The organism is Pseudoalteromonas 'SMAR', from assembly GCF_048515945.1.
Taxonomy (GTDB): Bacteria; Pseudomonadota; Gammaproteobacteria; order Enterobacterales; family Alteromonadaceae; genus Pseudoalteromonas.
In genome coordinates, this window is the sequence record NZ_JBLWMW010000001.1 from 154,055 (window position 1) to 169,539 (window position 15,485).

Sequence of the window (15,485 nt, forward strand, 5' to 3'; positions counted from 1 at the left end):
TTTATTATCGTTTTTTACCATATTAGGGATGGTTATCACCATGAGTTTTTCAGCTTCAGCTCAAGCTGCACCGGATCGCGAGTCAATAAGCCCAGCATCAATGCTAGGGCAAAAGCTAATGCTTGACCTGCGTTATTATTGCCCTGAGGGCTCAAGCTCAGCCTGCCGCACTCCACTTACACAATTGCCACCAGAGTTGCATCAACTCATAGCTAAACACGATATCGGCGGGATTATTCTGTTTTCCGAGAATGTGCAAGACACGGCGCAAATTGTTTCACTTACCAAGGAGCTCCAAGCCGCAGCTGCAAAAAGTGACAGTGGCTTGCCTTTGCTCATTGCCATTGACCAAGAAGGAGGCCGTGTTGCTCGTATTAATCGCGCCCAAGCAACTTCGTTTACTGGTAATATGAGCATAGGTGCAACCTACCCTGAGCATGGTGATAAATACGCCACGGCGGTGGCCAAAGCCATCGCCACCGAACTCAATAGCCTTGGGATCAACGTGAACTTCGCACCGACGGTAGATGTGAATAGCAATCCACATAATCCGGTAATTAATGTCCGCTCCTTTTCAGAAAACCCTATGGTGGTTGCCGAGCTTGGCGCCGCACAGGTTAGCGCCTTTGAGCAGCATGGGGTAATTGCAGCATTAAAACACTTCCCCGGCCATGGTGACACCCATGTTGATAGCCATACCGGCCTGCCTCGCGTCGACCACAGCCGCGCCGAAATAGAGCAACAAGACTTGCTGCCGTTCAAAGAGATCATTGCCAGCAGTGCACCCGGTATGATTATGACAGCGCATATACAGTATCCCGCACTCGATGCCAGCGAAGTGGTTAACTCTCAGGGCGAGCGCATGATAAAGCCCGCCACCATGTCACATAAAATCATGACGACGCTGCTGCGCGATGAACTAGAATACCAAGGCGTTACCATCACCGACGCCTTAGACATGGCTGGGATCAGTGACTTTTTCTCTCCACTGGATGCCACCATCACAACTTTTCAAGCTGGGGTAGACATTGCATTAATGCCATTGGCCATCAGAACACCCGATGACATAGCGCAATTTGATGACTTTATGACTGCCCTTAAAAACGCCGCAGAGCAATACTTAGACAGCAAAGAAATACAGCGCTCGTTCTCACGCATTACCACGCTAAAGAGTAAGCTGCCGAGCTCATTTCCCTCGGCCACCATTGCGCAATCGACATTGGGTAACCCTAAGCACCGTCGCTTAGAGGCCGAGCTGGCATTAGCCGCCATCACCGAAGTGAAAAACCAGCAGTTACTGCCACTGCCAGCGTCCTTAACGTCACTGCACTTGATCATGCCAGATAGGCAAAAATGCATGGCATTAACCCAGGCGCTACAGCAGCTTTCAAGCTCACCACTGAGCATTACTTGCAGCAGTTTACAGGGTTACGACCCGGTGCTTGCAGCCTCGCAAATCGCCAATGCCGAAGTGGTGATTGCCGGCCATGCTTCGCCTCCGCAAAGTGCCGTTGAAATTGGTGGCATGGAGGATGTGAAAAAGTTACGTGAGCATGGTGTTGCCCGCAATGAGCAACCAGAAGCGTTAAAATCTTTACTTGAGGTGGGTGCAAAGCTGAGCAAACCCCAGGTCTTTATTAGTTTACGTGCGCCTTATGAAATCACCGAATTTGCCCCTCTGGTTGACGCGGTATTAGCCAGTTATGCTTATAATGTCGATGTGGTTGCAGGCGAGCAAGTAAGTGGCCCGGCGTATACCGCCTTGGCAAAAGTATTGCTGGGTCAGGCGAAGGCGCAAGGCCATTTACCGGTAACCGTAACGCTGCCAGAGCAACACCCCTAACTTTAACTAGGATCTACACATGTTATTGAATTGCGATTTAGGTGAAAGTTTTGGCCCATGGCAAATGGGGCTAGATGACCAAGTGATGCCTCATATTGACATGGCCAACGTGGCTTGCGGTTTTCATGCGGGCGACCCAGATGTAATGGCACACACATTAAATTTGGTTAAACAACATCAGGTGATGCTTGGCGCGCACCCAAGTTACCCAGACCGTCAAGGGTTTGGTCGTCGCTCAATGGCACTGAGTGATGGCGAGCTGCGTCATGCCTTACATTATCAAATTGCCGCGCTTGAAGGCATGGCTAAAGTGCAAGGGCTCACGCTCAGTTACGTCAAACCTCATGGCGCATTGTATAATGATATGATGAAATCTGAGGCGCTGTTGAGTACTGTGATTAAAGCCGTGGCAGACTACCCCAGTGACCTTAAGCTGATGATACTGGCCACCAAAGCGCAGCAGCAACATCAACAGCTCGCCCAGCAGTATGGCGTAACGCTTTTCTTTGAAGCCTTTGCAGATCGACTTTACACCGATGAAGGCTTATTAACCCCACGCACAGAGCCCAATGCGGTTCATAATAAAACCGCATTATTGGCTCAGGTTAAGCAACTGCATCAACAAGGCAGTGTCACCACCAGCTCAGGGCAAACACTGCCTTTGCGTGCGGATACCCTGTGCGTTCATGGCGACAACGAGGCCAGTATTGCGTTAGTAAAAGAGATAAAGCACGAGCTGAGTTGCTAATCGCTGAGTGCCTGAGATAGTACTTCGGCACCCGTTTAACTCAAGTGCTACCGCTTATTTCTTAGCAGCGACCCTTTTTAGCTTGCCCAGGTGGGCAAAATCCACGAGTTGACTTGTTTTGCTCTGCTCCCACTGCAACTTGCACATCGTCAATAACCCCTTCAACACGAGTCAGTTTGCAGCCCGACAATAAGCAAACACACATACAGGTTATTATTGCTGTTTTCATACCTTCCCCCTGTGGCAGCAAATAAGCGCCACCAGCTATTTTGCCAACGCTTTGTAGTACGCCAGGTTAACTGTGGTCATGGCATATATAAAACGCTGGCGCATTTGTGATTAATGCGGCTATGATAGCCATAAGTCCTTAATCGACCATTAATCACTTAGTTAGGGTAATAGAAAGCGCAAAGGAGCAGTATGCAACTCACCACATCTAGACTGGTATTACGGCCACTTCAGAGATCCGATTGGCCATTGTGGCAACAGCTGCACCAAGACCCTGCCGTAATGGCCTATATCGGCGATATACCCGACGAAAAAACGCTCGGCGAAAAATTTCACACCCGAATATTAAGCCCACAGCAGCCTTGGCATAAAGAAGCGTCGCAGTGGCTAACTTTTACTATTATTGAACAAGCAAGCGGCAAAGCCATTGGCTTTCATGGCTTTTTAAGTCACTGGTCGCCATATCAGCAAGCAGAGCTCGGCTTTATGCTCGACCCAGCCTTTCAAGGCCAAGGTTATGCCTTCGAGGCAAGCCGTGCGGTTATTGATTTTGCCTTTGCGCACTGTCATTACCATAAACTGGTCGCCACAGTGACCCAAGGCAATGCCCCTTCGCACGGTTTACTCAAAAAGCTTGGTTTTGAGCTCGAAGGGGTACTAAAACACAATTTTCGCATTGCAGAGCAATGGGTGAATGATGAAAAGTTCGCATTGTTTAATAACGAATAACCACACCTGTATGCTGTTACAAACGCCAGCTAGGTGGATAGTGTTAGCTGGCTTTTGCCAATAACTCTTGGCGCACCAGCTCAGCACCTGCGCTTAATGCCTGCAATTTCCCTTGAGCAATATCCCGAGCCAGTGGTGCCATACCACAGTTGGTGCATGGGTAGAGCTTATCAGCATCAACGTATTGCAATGCTTGGCGCAAGGTTGCGGCCACTTGTTCTGGCGTTTCAATGCTCTCGGTTGCCACATCAATCGCCCCTACCATGACTTTTTTACCCCGAACCAGCTCAAGTAGCTCAATGGGAACTCGAGAGTTGTGGCACTCCAATGAAATAATGTCGATATTCGACTGATGCAACTTCGGCAATACTTGTTCATATTGTCGCCACTGCGAGCCTAAGGTTTTTTTCCAATCGGTGTTGGCTTTAATGCCATAGCCATAGCAAATGTGTACCGCCGTTTCACATTGCAATCCTTCAATGGCTCGCTCTAGCGCTGCAATGCCCCAATCATTGACCTCATCAAAAAAGACATTAAAGGCTGGCTCATCGAACTGAATAATATCCACCCCTGCTCCTTCCAGCTCCCTGGCCTCTTGATTGAGGATTTTGGCAAATTCCCACGCCAGTTTTTCACGGCTTTTGTAATGATCGTCATAGAGCGTATCTATCATGGTCATCGGCCCCGGCAGTGCCCACTTAATTGGCCGGTTGGTTTGCTGGCGCAGCACTTTGGCATCTTCCACAAATACCGGCTGTTGCCGTGAAACTGGGCCCACCACCGATGGCACGCTGGCCTCATAGCGGTCGCGGATTGTCACCGTTTGCCGCTTTGCAAAGTCGACACCACTGAGGTGTTCAATAAACGTGGTCACAAAGTGCTGACGGGTTTGCTCGCCATCGCTGACAATATCAATCCCGGCTAGCTGCTGCTCATGCAAGGCTAGCCGTAAGGCGTCATGTTTGCCATCCACCAGCTCTTGGCCATGTAATTTCCAAGGTGACCAAAGCACCTGAGGCTGCGCCAACCAACTCGGTTTTGGCAAGCTGCCCGCCGTTGAAGTGGGTAATAACTGTTTCATACCATGATCTCCTTTGTTTTACTGGTTATAACGCGTAGTTTTGCGACCACTGCTCAAGCACCCTTTGGTACGGCTTAATAAAATGCTCTTCGGCAAATTTACCCTGTGCCACGGCCAATTGGCTGCGCTCTTCGCGGTCATAGACAATTTGCGTCAAGGAATGATCTGGGTTTTGTAAGTTAGGTCGATAACGACGCCCTGCCACCGCATTGGCATTATAGATCTCTGGCCGATAAATCTTTTGAAAGGTTTCCATGGTGCTAATGGTGCTGATCAGCTCCAAGTTGGTGTAGTCGTTTAGCAAATCACCAAAGAAATAAAATGCCAATGGCGCCACACTGTTTGGCGGCATAAAGTAACGCACTTGCAGCCCCATCTTTTTAAAGTACTGCTCGGTAAGCGAAGACTCGTTGGGCTGATACTCAAAGCCCAAAATTGGGTGTTGGTTTTCAGTACGTTGATAGGTTTTGTTGTCAGAAACGCTCAGGCAAATCACTGGCGGTTTGTCGAAGTGCTGCTGGTAAGTGTCTGACTCAATAAAGCACTTAAACAGTTTGCCATGGAGTTCACCAAAGTTACTGGGCACACTAAAGTTCGACTTGTTTTTATTATACTCCCGAAGTACCACGCTAAAATCATAGTCACGAACATACGAAGAAAAGTTGTTGCCCACAATACCAGCGATGCGCTCATTGGTTTTATGGTCAAGGATATTGGTTTTCAGAACTTCTATGGAAGGAAACGCCTGCTCGCTGCCAGCAATGGCGATATCCACAGACACAATCTCAAGCTCAACGGTGTAGCGCTCCCCCTTGGGGTTATCCCAGTTAGCCAAGGCGTTAAAACGGTTATTCACCATCTGTAAGGCGTTGCGTAAGTTTTGTTGGCGGCGCTCACCACGGGCCAAATTAGCAAAATTAGTGGTAATTCGGGTGTTGTTCGACGGCTTGTAATGCTCATCGAGCTTAAGCTTTTTAATATTAAAGGTAAATTCTGTCGTCATGGTTTTTCCCTGTCATAATGAATCACGGTTGCGGGCAAACAACCCAGCATGCAATATCACTTCTGGCGGTGTTACCCTTGCCTCGAAAGTGATGAGATGCAGTAGTTATACGTGTTCCAGTTAGAGAAAAAAAACGCTTTAATTTCACCCCTACTATGAGGGCGTTTCATATAAATAGAGCGGTGCTTAAGCTCACCAGCAAAATCCCCCCAAAACACAAATAAACACCCAGACATTTAGAGCTCCAAAAGTCTAAATGTAGTTTTATTCATGTTCAAGATGAGGAAATATCAGCTCTTATTATGACCGTAGTTGTTATACTGCTGAGCACCTATGCAATCAAAAATATCAGCATAACCAACTGATATTTAATTAATTTAAATAAGAATAATATGACTGAGCTGATCCTACTGTTGTTAAGCTGCGCTGTACTTGGCGCCGTGGTTGGTTTTTTAGCAGGCCTGCTGGGCATTGGCGGCGGGCTAGTAATTGTGCCTGTGCTGAGCAGCATTTTACTCTACTTTGCGGTGCTGCCGGCAGAGCAAGTGGTGATTGTTGCGATTGCCACCTCTCTTGCTTCAATTTTATTTACCTCCACTGCAGCGGCCAAAGCGCACCATCGCAATAATAATGTGCCGTGGCATATTGCCCCTTGGATTATGGTTGGCGTAGCGGTTGGCGCCACAGTCAGTGGCTTTTTCGCGCCACTGCTTGATGCCAAGGTGGTTAGCATTATATTCGTTGCCAGTGTACTGCTGATTGCAGTAAAAATGGCGTTTGGTAGCAACCAACCTAAACAGACGCACCCTTTACCTAATAAAGGGGTGCTGATGCTGCTTAGTGGTGTTACCGGAAGTGTATCTGCGGTGATTGGCATTGGTGGCGGTGCTTTGCTGGTGCCGCTGCTGACTTTCTTTTCTGTTGATATTAAAAAAGCCATTGGTTGTGCCTCGGCAAGCGGCATTGTTATCGCGTTATTTGGCTCAATTGGTTATATCAGCACGGGTAGCCAAGATTTGGCGCTTAGCCATGGCTTTGCCGGGTTTGTTTACCTCCCTGCACTGCTTGGGATTGTGTGTACCTCTTGGTTTACCGCCCGGCTTGGGGCCAAAGCAACCCAGTATTTACCGGTGGCCACCATTAAAAAAGTGTTTGCGCTTTTGTTGGTTGTTATGGCGATGAAGCTGTTGGTTTATTAGTCGTTATGCTTAACTGAGTTTTCGTTTTGAATTTTTTGTATTGAAATTTTGAACTCAAACAACTTGTAGTGCCATAGCCCTACTCTTCTTATGCGGTTTGGTGAAATTGTCCTCCTGACGGGTTTCGACGCCCGTCCATGGGCGTCAACTGACTTTTCTTTGCTTGCCCAAAGTAAAGTAAGCAAAAGAAAGGGCACTCCCAGCATCACACCAGGAACCTCAAGTCAGCAGCCAATTTTAACGTTACCAGCATGTAAGGGCCGTCCTTGGCCCTGACATGCTTTTTCGCGCTATCCCGGCGCGAAATAAGTTAATTGGCTGCTGACTTGAGGGTGTGATGAGGGAGGTAAAGTTGCTGCAAGCGCGCTGCTTTTAGCTCGCAATTGAGTGGCTTATCTAAACGAAAACGGCCATTTCGATTAAGACTCCTAAGCTTTTAACTTTGAGGTTATAACCTTTTCCTATATTCAGGAAAGTGAACCATTTGCGCATTTTTGCCCTGAGCTCAACTTGTAACACTGCAATAATTTCTTTAGCTAGTAATGGGTTATCAAATTTGCTATTAATATGTGAGTTAAAATTATGAGTCATAGCGCGGCAGAAAAATGTACGATTTGCGCACTATTAAATAGTAAGATTATTCAGGGAAAGTCTGTGACAGAATCAGAATTATTAATTGTACTAAATAGGTTTTTATCTGAAGGAATAACCTTGTCAATTGGTACCTATATAGGTTTTTATCTGAAGGAATAACCTTGTCAATTGGTACCTATATAGGTTTTTATCTGAAGGAATAACCTTGTCAATTGGTACCTATATAGGTGCAGGTATTGTTACAATTTGCGCTAGTGCCATAGGAGCATACACATTAACTTTCTTTAAGAAAAACGCAGAAATAAAGGCTATCAGTAGTAGCGTTGAGGAAATTAAAAAGCATACAGATGCAGTGAAAAAAGCCGAAGCTTTAATCTCAAATCAATCTTGGGTTGAGCAACAGCGCTGGTTGTTTAGAAAGGAGTTATATCTTTCTATTATTGAGCTACTAATTGAAGCAAGAGATAAAAGCTTAAAATTAGACAGTATTCTATCTTCAGTAGATCAATTTACTTTCAACGAAGAAAGCAGCGTTGATGAAGACGCTCAATTTGAAGTGTGGGAAAAGCAAAAAGATGAAACCATAGCTGAGTGTCATAAGTTCGTTAAGGAGCATATAAAACCAATTGCTGATGATGTTGCATTACTTGTGAATAAAAAAGGAAAGCTATTTTTAAGTCAAGAGACGATTTCTATCCTTGGTGAGTTCTACAACTCTCATAAAACGTGGTATCAAAAAGAGTTAGATGAACAAAGGTTCGACCAAAAAAATATATCATCTCATTATGATCTACCTGCAGGCCCAAGTGAGGAGGGTTACTTAGCTCATTATAGTAAAGCAGCAAAGGATGCATACAAGATGATTATTACTGTTGCAAGAAAAGACTTAAAAATTGATATGAGCCTAGAGCAATAGCTTTGAGTTACTCATAATATAACTAAAGCCGTAAAACAAAGGACACAAAACAGCAGGCTTATGCTCCTACGTCGCAAGTTTTAGCATGCTATTTTTTTGCCGTTTACAGCAAGCGTTATACTCTTTGGATAGATAGTGCATGAAGAAAATTGTTCTTAAAGATTTTTCAGAGATACCTGATTATATTGAAGTTATTGCCCATTCTGCGGAGCAAGCTCAATTGCGCATCACCGAAATATCAGAGGAAAAAAATGCCATGGCTTTGATGGTAAAGCTGAAATTTGAGAGGCTCGGATACGACCCATTAAATTCAAGTCGTGATCTAAATTTCATAGAGCAACTAAATCAGACCTATACATATTTGGCATCATTAAAGGCTGCTGAATTCATTTTCGTTCGGCATCCTAATATTTCATCTCTAACGTTAAACCTTGGCACAGCATCTGGGTCTGATATTGAAACACCTGATTGTGGAGGAATTGCTGCAGAGGTGTTCGCTGCCACGCATCCAAACAGCAATAACAAACTCAAAAAAGATATAGAAAAAGTTTCAAAAACAGCCGCTCATTACAAATACTCCTTTTTTATGTGTCCAAACATTGAGGAAGGAGAGTATGTTTCAAAATCAACCCCAGCTGTCATGGTTTGGTCATTGGGGCCATGGAATGAATATAACAAATAAAAGTAAACCGTCGCGTAAACAACGCGGTTGCTTTAGGCGTTTTATACCATTGTTGTAGAGAGGATTTTATGTCAGTTGAGTTATCATCATCCTTTTCATCAGAGGATTGGCAAGAATTAAAAGGTAGCCAAGATAAGGCTCAAATTATTACTGTTCTACGTCATCGTTATTCCGAGAGATATTTTGAGCCATTTAAGAAAAATGAATCCAAGCACGGTTTCAGTATGATGGCAGTTTCGTGTTTAGTTATTGAGTCGTTAATTTCATTAAAACACGGATGGAAGAAAACTAATAAGCCAGGGAGAGTTATTTTTGAGGAGTTCTTCTCCACATCGCAACATTTAACTGACTTTACTGGACTTGGAGCTGATTTTTATCAACACATTCGCTGCGGTATTCTGCACCAAGCAGAAACTACAGGAGGTTGGCGTATTCGTAGAGGTTGCTCATTACCACTTGTTTGTTCCGATACGAAAGTAATCCATGCAACAAAATTTCTAAATCGGTTAGAAAAGGAATTCGAAAACTTTCTAACAGAACTAGGTGGTCAAGAATTCGCTTCACCTCAATGGAGCAAGGTTGTGAGGAAAATTGACCATATTGTTGCTAATTGTGGCTAGGCATATGACAATAAATATAAGAGTAATTCATAACGCTTGGCGCAGTCACTTATCGTAAGTTTTGCCTATAGCACAATGTGTTATGTAGGGTGGTAGTGTGCTTCACACCTTAACTGGGCGCTCTCAAATTCCATGCTTAACTCAACTACAACAACCAGCTTTGATAAATTCTAACAACCAAAGCTGACAGTCGAGATTTAGAGCCATAAATAAACCCAAGCGAAGCGTTGCCTGAGCGTTACCGCAAACGGCGAGTTAGTCGCTGTTTCTTTCTTCAGGTAGATCGCTAAGGTATTCGACAAATTCGACTTCAAAGCCCATGGGGTCGATAAAGTAGACGTTTTTGCGGTGGGGGTGCTCTGCGCCTTGTTTATCCACTTGGTAGCCGGCTTGTTCTAAGCGCTCGATTAATCTATCTAAGTTTTTTACCACGTAGGCAAAGTGTGCCAGCCCTAGTTGGTGGCCAGTTAAGTCGCGGTTTTCTCCTTCGCCGTTGTCGCTCATGGCGATGTAGTGGTAATCATCGCCAAAGTGCAGCCATTTGCGTGCTTTGCCATACCACTCTCCTGTGCCCTCACTTCTGATTTTCCAGTGTGGAAAGGCCGCACCATAAAAACGTAGCATAGTGTTAAAGTCATTTACGATTAGGTTGATGTGTTCTAAGTACATGGTCTTTCTCCTTGAGCTTTTAGTATTGAGTGCAAGCGCATTTTTCGTTGCATTGAGTAAAAGATAAAACCTGAAGCTAACTTGAGGTAAAGCAAAAAAATGAGATTTATCGAAAAAAGTTGAATTAATACACTGAGCGACCATAGTGGGTAACAACAATTATTATAAGGAAGCGTCATGAAACGTATTTTTGCAGGTGCCGCACTGGCCAGCCTCTGTGCGGTTGCACACGCCACGCCATTAGCGCCTACCGATATATTTAATTTAGAGTACGCCAACCAAATCGACATTAGTAACGATGGCGATAAAGTCTTCTTCGTACGCAATCGCATGGACATTAAAAGCGATAGAAAAGTCGGCAATATTTGGTCGGTGGATTTAGCCACCAACGCCATGCATCCTGTGACGGATGGTTTGCATATGGACTATTCGCCGATATTGTCACCGAGTAATGACCGCATTGCTTTTATCTCTACTCGCGATGGCAGTAGCCAAATCTATGTAAAATGGCTTGCCACTGGGGCCGTTGCTAAAATCAGTAACTTAACTCATAGCCCTTCTTCGTTGCATTGGTCTGAAGATGGCAAAAGCCTGTTCTTTAGTCAGTTTGTGCCCAGCAAACAAGCGCCACCGGTGAGTGTGGCTGGCAAGCCTGAAGGGGCTGAGTGGGCAAAGCCGCCGGTGTTTATCGATGATGTCTATTACCGTGCCGATGGTGCTGGTTATACGGAACCGGGGTTTCGCCATATTTTTAAAATCGACGCCAACGGCGGTAATGCTATCCAGCTGACTTCTGGTGACTTCGACCATGGCGGCAGCTTAAGCTTTAGTGATGACGGTAAAACCCTTTATTTTTCTGCTAACCGCCATCCAGACCACAAGATGCAGCCCACCAACAGCGAAGTCTACAAACTCGATTTAGACTCGCTAGAAATTACCGCAGTTACCGACCGAAAAGGCCCAGATCGTAACCCGCAAGTGTCGCCGAACGGTCGCTATTTGGCCTATTTAGGGCACGACGATAAAAAAACCAATTACGAAAATAACCTGCTGTACGTTAAAGACTTGCGCTCGGGAGACACGCAAACCTTTGCTACCGACTTAGACCGCAGTTTAGAGTCGGTCACTTGGGCGGCTAATGGCCGTGGTGTGTACGTAAGTTACGACAGCGAAGGCAAAACCACGCTCGGCTACCAACCCTTGAAAGGCCGTTTTGAAGTGATCACCGACGAAATTGGCAGCGTCAGCTTTGGCCGCCCTTATTCTGGTGGCGATTATGACATCAGTGACCGCGGCTTAGTGGCTTTCACCTTGGCAGACACCCAAGCCCCAGCCGACGTAGCGGTAGTGAAGCGAGGCGAGCCTCGGGCTATCACCCAGCTTAATGCCGATGCTTTAGGTAACAAAGAATTAGCCAAGGTTGAAGAAGTGTGGCTGAAGTCAAAACACGATGAGCTGCCAATTCAAGGCTGGGTTGCCTACCCTCCTGGCTTTGATAAGTCGAAGAAATACCCCTTAGTGCTGGAGATCCATGGTGGTCCGGTGGCCAACTATGGCCCTCACTTTAGTGCCGAAGTGCAGTTATTCGCCGCACAAGGGAACGTGGTTCTATACATGAACCCACGTGGTAGCGACTCGTACGGTAAAGAGTTTGCTCAAACCATTCACCATAACTACCCAAGTCACGACTACGACGACTTAATGACCGGCGTAGATCACCTCATCAGCGAAGGCTTTATTGATAAAGATCGTTTATTTGTTACCGGCGGCTCGGGCGGTGGAGTGCTGACTGCCTGGACTGTAGGGCATACCGATAGATTTGCCGCAGCTGTGGTAGCAAAACCGGTGATCAACTGGTACAGCTTTGTGCTTACCGCTGATTTTTATCCGTTCTTTGCGGATTACTGGTTCCCAGGTAAGCCATGGGAGCACATGGAACATTATATGAAGCGCTCGCCCATCAGCTATGTTGGTAACGTCACCACACCGACTATGCTGCTCACCGGTGAAGCAGACTACCGCACGCCCATCTCAGAAACAGAGCAGTACTATCAAGCGTTGAAGTTACAAGGCGTAGATACGGCCATGGTGCGTATTCCCGATGCCTCTCATGGGATCACCCGTAGACCATCGAACCTGTTGAATAAGGTGGCTTACATTCAATGGTGGTTTGATAAGCACGACCCTAAAAAGTAATTCACTTACCAACCAATTGGGCTGACAACCTCATTTTGTTAGCCTTTTTCCTTTTATGGGCTATTTTAACGGTACTGACTGGAAGTGTCGCTCAGACAAGGTGATAATAAGCGCAGAAGATATCAAGGCGCTCAAGTAAGGTATTCTTGATTCAGACCTTAGCAGTCAAGAGATTATCGGAGCAACTTGGGTAAAAGTGACGCAACTAGACCGCTTTGACTTAAAATAAGCCAGCAACGGTGGGGCGCAAGCCCCACTATTCTTTAATTAAAGCGCAGCTAAAATGGCTTCCGCTTTGCTCACTTCAAACTGTTTCGGCTCCTCAACGTGTAGCTGAGTAACCACACCATTTTCAATCACCATGGCATAACGCTGTGAGCGCACACCGCCAAAGCTACCGGTGTCCATGTCTAACCCCAATGCCTTGGTAAAGCTGGCGTCGCCATCTCCTAGCATCATGATGTCATCGGCATTGTGAGCATCCCCCCAAGCTTTCATTACAAAGCCATCATTTACCGCGACACAGGCTATGGTATCGACCCCTTTTGCCTTGATTTTATCGGCATTAACGACAAAGCCAGGCAAATGCGACGCTGAGCAGGTTGGCGTAAACGCACCAGGTACTGCAAACAGCACCACTTTTTTATTAGCAAACAGTTCATTCACTTGGTGGCTTTGCATGCCGTCGGCAGTTAATTCACTGAGCTCTGCCGCTGGCAGTGATTGTCCTACTTGTATCATAGCTTAATCCTTATGGTTAAATGTATTGTTACTCTAGACCATATGGAGGCGATTGCCGTATTTTTAAATCTTCGGGGCAATATCTCTTTGCTATAAAAGTAAAAAAAGCCCCTTTTAATGGGGCTAAAGTCACTGCCTTGCTGTATTAGGCTCAGTTAAAGTAAGCTTTATGCTGAACGAGTAAGCCGCGCTACAGTTCACCGCTTACCAGCAAAACAGTGCACTGCAACTAAAACGGGCCGCGGTTGTTACTCGGCGAGCGCCATAAACTTTGCCAAACATAATTACCGTGGATATAAAATAATTGCTCTGCGTTAATAAGCCCCCTATCTGCTTCAGAAAACCCCAGCGGCAAATCACTGTGTATTGGCGCTGAAAGCTGCGCTTCACTGCGACCCATATACTCTAAGCTTGGTTTTTCTTGCAAAGAAATAGTAAATGCAGCCAGGCTATTTTCGTTATACCACTGCTGCACAGCCCCCTCAGACTCCGTCACCTGCCACGACACCAATGGCAAGGAAAAGCGCACTTGAGTTTGCTCAGTCACCATTGCCAGCCCACGATAGTCGTTTTCCAGCGGCGTAAACTGTTCAGTAAAGTAGTGTGCACCAAGTAGCAATGGGGCAGTAGGGTCACTGACATCAAATAAGCTCACTTGAGTGCCCACTCCTTGTGCCGTATCAGCGCTCACCTGCTGACCCACGCCTAATAACAGGTTGTCAGCAACAGGATGGAGATAAGTGGAGTACCCGGGAACGTCTAGCTTTCCTATTATTTTGGGGGCTCGAGGGTCGCTAAGATCAATCACATAAAGGGGATCGCTTTGCTGAAATGTTACCACATAGGCTCGGTCGTTGACGTAGCGCACCGCGTACACCTGCTCTTCCACTTGGTTTGACTCTGGGTCGACCTTACCAATTAGCTGTGGATGCTGGGCATTGGGTAGCTGTGCAATAATGGCTAAATTATTGCCCTCAGCTTGCAATAGATGCAACTGATGTAAATGGCCTACCGTGGCATCATCGCGGCTGGTGAGCACTCTAAGTACCCCGTCACGTTCATCAAAGCGCGTTGCAGCCATAGTATCACTGGCACGTGCTAAGACTCCTGGTACTTGACCTGTTGCTTGATAACTCGCCCCCTGCTCCCTGAGATTAAACTTATGCAGTAGCAACCCCTTGGGATCCCAAAGTGCGGTGTTAGCCTGACTTGAGTGAGAGGGTGTAAAAACATAACTGTATAAATACAGTGACGACGGTGACATATAAAAGCCATCACTGCGAGCACTGACACAGGTCGTGGTAATATCACCGAGGTTTAAAACATCAAAGCTGGTGATGGTTGTTAGGCCATGGTAGCCATCATTTTCCGTGGCATCCTTGGGGATATAACATTGCTCACTGTTTACCAGCGGCTGACTCGTTTGCTTGGTTAGGTTAACAAGGCTTGGTAGCATTGCTGGCAATTCTGATGCTTGCAAACGCGCATAGCTTTGCTGCTTATCATTGGCGATAAAATCACTGTAAGTTAGGTCATGCTTAGCGATAACATAGAGCTTATTGCCCACTAAACGACTTCCCACTAAAGTGCCGTCCATTGCAAAACGTTGCCCTACTTGGGCTTGCGCAGGTAATGAAACGTCACTGAATGCCAGCTCAATGTGGCCTGGCGAGTTTGCCTTTGAAGTCACACCACTGGGGCTAAGCTGCTCAGCAAAGTGAGGGTTACTGCCTATCATCACACTCACTAAGGTCTGCTTATGTAAGTACAAGTGTTGGCTGCTAAACTCACGCGGTGAAAGCGTTAGCTCATTTACTTGCGTCGCTTGTGGCTGTTGTAAGTCCATGATCCGAACAAAGCTTTTACTTGCCTCGCGGTTATAAGCCGTTTGCGTACTTCCGGCAATAAACAAATAACGGCCAGCAAATTTAATACGGTCACTCTCAGCAACGCCAGCCACCAGCTGATTGCTGGTTGAATAAGGAGAACTGGCACTTAACCAAGGCGCAGACGGCTGCGCAGTGCTTTGTTGCAACCGCGCCAGAAAAATACCATTTTTAATAAAGCGATCGAATTGTGCACTACTGGCCTGCTGTAAATGGGCTTTACTGTTGCTGAGGGCCTTTAATGGCGGCACGCTTAGTGCTTCTGTGTCACTGCTGGTGTCACCGCAGGCACTCAAACCTAAAAGCAAAATTAAGCTTAATACCATCGTGTACTTCATGCTTGAAACCTT

At 46.2% G+C, this 15,485-nt stretch carries 14 protein-coding genes; 8 read left to right on the plus strand and 6 right to left on the minus strand.

Translation table 11 applies throughout. The annotated features are described in order from the left end of the window. Positions 1-40 precede the first annotated feature (40 nt). Positions 41-1,843: a glycoside hydrolase family 3 protein gene (locus tag ACNKW2_RS00665; RefSeq protein WP_419146824.1), complete on the plus strand. Its 1,803-nt coding sequence runs from the start codon at positions 41-43 to the stop codon at positions 1,841-1,843. Between the two features lie 19 nt (positions 1,844-1,862). Further along, complete coding sequence (locus tag ACNKW2_RS00670; RefSeq protein WP_419146825.1) at positions 1,863-2,591, plus strand: 5-oxoprolinase subunit PxpA; 729 nt, start codon at positions 1,863-1,865, stop codon at positions 2,589-2,591. 61 nt (positions 2,592-2,652) lie between these two features. Here ACNKW2_RS00670 and ACNKW2_RS00675 read toward each other — a convergent pair whose 3' ends face one another. Continuing rightward, on the minus strand, positions 2,653-2,820 hold the full coding sequence (locus tag ACNKW2_RS00675) for a hypothetical protein (RefSeq protein WP_419146826.1): 168 nt from the start codon (positions 2,818-2,820) through the stop codon (positions 2,653-2,655). A gap of 191 nt (positions 2,821-3,011) precedes the next feature. Here ACNKW2_RS00675 and ACNKW2_RS00680 point away from each other — a divergent pair, with 191 nt between their 5' ends. Beyond that, positions 3,012-3,548, plus strand: coding sequence for a GNAT family N-acetyltransferase (locus ACNKW2_RS00680; RefSeq protein WP_419146827.1), 537 nt, complete (start codon positions 3,012-3,014; stop codon positions 3,546-3,548). A gap of 43 nt (positions 3,549-3,591) precedes the next feature. On the opposite strand, the gene ACNKW2_RS00685 is transcribed toward ACNKW2_RS00680, so the two are convergent. Together ACNKW2_RS00685 and ACNKW2_RS00690 are read right to left on the minus strand one after the other, a co-directional pair. Further along, on the minus strand, positions 3,592-4,629 hold the full coding sequence (locus ACNKW2_RS00685; RefSeq protein WP_419146828.1) for a methionine synthase: 1,038 nt from the start codon (positions 4,627-4,629) through the stop codon (positions 3,592-3,594). Positions 4,630-4,654: 25 nt separating this feature from the next. Next, on the minus strand, positions 4,655-5,632 hold the full coding sequence (locus ACNKW2_RS00690) for a DUF1852 domain-containing protein (protein WP_419146829.1): 978 nt from the start codon (positions 5,630-5,632) through the stop codon (positions 4,655-4,657). 392 nt (positions 5,633-6,024) lie between these two features. On the opposite strand from ACNKW2_RS00690, the gene ACNKW2_RS00695 reads away from it, so the two are divergent. The 4 genes from ACNKW2_RS00695 to ACNKW2_RS00710 all read left to right on the plus strand — a co-directional run bounded on the left by ACNKW2_RS00695 (position 6,025) and on the right by ACNKW2_RS00710 (position 9,643). Then, entirely contained in the window at positions 6,025-6,831 is an 807-nt protein-coding gene (locus tag ACNKW2_RS00695; protein ID WP_419146830.1) for a sulfite exporter TauE/SafE family protein, read from the plus strand. 799 nt (positions 6,832-7,630) lie between these two features. Then, positions 7,631-8,341, plus strand: coding sequence for a hypothetical protein (locus ACNKW2_RS00700; protein WP_419146831.1), 711 nt, complete (start codon positions 7,631-7,633; stop codon positions 8,339-8,341). Between the two features lie 139 nt (positions 8,342-8,480). Continuing rightward, positions 8,481-9,023 carry a hypothetical protein gene (locus tag ACNKW2_RS00705; RefSeq protein ID WP_419146832.1) on the plus strand — a complete coding sequence of 181 codons (543 nt, stop codon included), beginning with the start codon at positions 8,481-8,483 and terminating at the stop codon, positions 9,021-9,023. A gap of 68 nt (positions 9,024-9,091) precedes the next feature. Next, a complete protein-coding gene (locus tag ACNKW2_RS00710) occupies positions 9,092-9,643 on the plus strand; it encodes a hypothetical protein (RefSeq protein ID WP_419146833.1) in 552 nt (183 codons plus the stop codon). Positions 9,644-9,898: 255 nt separating this feature from the next. On the opposite strand, the gene ACNKW2_RS00715 is transcribed toward ACNKW2_RS00710, so the two are convergent. Next, a complete protein-coding gene (locus ACNKW2_RS00715; protein WP_419146834.1) occupies positions 9,899-10,312 on the minus strand; it encodes a VOC family protein in 414 nt (137 codons plus the stop codon). Positions 10,313-10,489: 177 nt separating this feature from the next. On the opposite strand from ACNKW2_RS00715, the gene ACNKW2_RS00720 reads away from it, so the two are divergent. Further along, on the plus strand, positions 10,490-12,508 hold the full coding sequence (locus tag ACNKW2_RS00720) for a S9 family peptidase (protein WP_419146835.1): 2,019 nt from the start codon (positions 10,490-10,492) through the stop codon (positions 12,506-12,508). A gap of 267 nt (positions 12,509-12,775) precedes the next feature. Here the strand turns inward: ACNKW2_RS00720 and ACNKW2_RS00725 are convergent, their stop codons facing one another. After that, positions 12,776-13,249, minus strand: a complete 474-nt coding sequence (locus ACNKW2_RS00725; RefSeq protein WP_419146836.1) for a peroxiredoxin — start codon at positions 13,247-13,249, stop codon at positions 12,776-12,778. A gap of 229 nt (positions 13,250-13,478) precedes the next feature. Continuing rightward, a complete protein-coding gene (locus ACNKW2_RS00730) occupies positions 13,479-15,473 on the minus strand; it encodes a beta-propeller domain-containing protein (protein WP_419146837.1) in 1,995 nt (664 codons plus the stop codon). Between the last annotated feature and the right edge of the window lie 12 nt (positions 15,474-15,485).

Bases quoted from the DNA above. Each gene is read 5' to 3' on its own strand.
- ACNKW2_RS00665 (WP_419146824.1), top strand. From the start codon at position 41: ATGAGTTTTTCAGCTTCAGCTCAAGCTGCACCGGATCGCGAGTCAATA.
- ACNKW2_RS00710 (WP_419146833.1), top strand. From the start codon at position 9,092: ATGTCAGTTGAGTTATCATCATCCTTTTCATCAGAGGATTGGCAAGAA.
- ACNKW2_RS00725 (WP_419146836.1), bottom strand. From the start codon at position 13,249: ATGATACAAGTAGGACAATCACTGCCAGCGGCAGAGCTCAGTGAATTA.
- ACNKW2_RS00720 (WP_419146835.1), top strand. From the start codon at position 10,490: ATGAAACGTATTTTTGCAGGTGCCGCACTGGCCAGCCTCTGTGCGGTT.
- ACNKW2_RS00680 (WP_419146827.1), top strand. From the start codon at position 3,012: ATGCAACTCACCACATCTAGACTGGTATTACGGCCACTTCAGAGATCC.
- ACNKW2_RS00670 (WP_419146825.1), top strand. From the start codon at position 1,863: ATGTTATTGAATTGCGATTTAGGTGAAAGTTTTGGCCCATGGCAAATG.
- ACNKW2_RS00695 (WP_419146830.1), top strand. From the start codon at position 6,025: ATGACTGAGCTGATCCTACTGTTGTTAAGCTGCGCTGTACTTGGCGCC.
- ACNKW2_RS00690 (WP_419146829.1), bottom strand. From the start codon at position 5,632: ATGACGACAGAATTTACCTTTAATATTAAAAAGCTTAAGCTCGATGAG.
- ACNKW2_RS00730 (WP_419146837.1), bottom strand. From the start codon at position 15,473: ATGAAGTACACGATGGTATTAAGCTTAATTTTGCTTTTAGGTTTGAGT.
- ACNKW2_RS00715 (WP_419146834.1), bottom strand. From the start codon at position 10,312: ATGTACTTAGAACACATCAACCTAATCGTAAATGACTTTAACACTATG.
- ACNKW2_RS00675 (WP_419146826.1), bottom strand. From the start codon at position 2,820: ATGAAAACAGCAATAATAACCTGTATGTGTGTTTGCTTATTGTCGGGC.
- ACNKW2_RS00705 (WP_419146832.1), top strand. From the start codon at position 8,481: ATGAAGAAAATTGTTCTTAAAGATTTTTCAGAGATACCTGATTATATT.
- ACNKW2_RS00685 (WP_419146828.1), bottom strand. From the start codon at position 4,629: ATGAAACAGTTATTACCCACTTCAACGGCGGGCAGCTTGCCAAAACCG.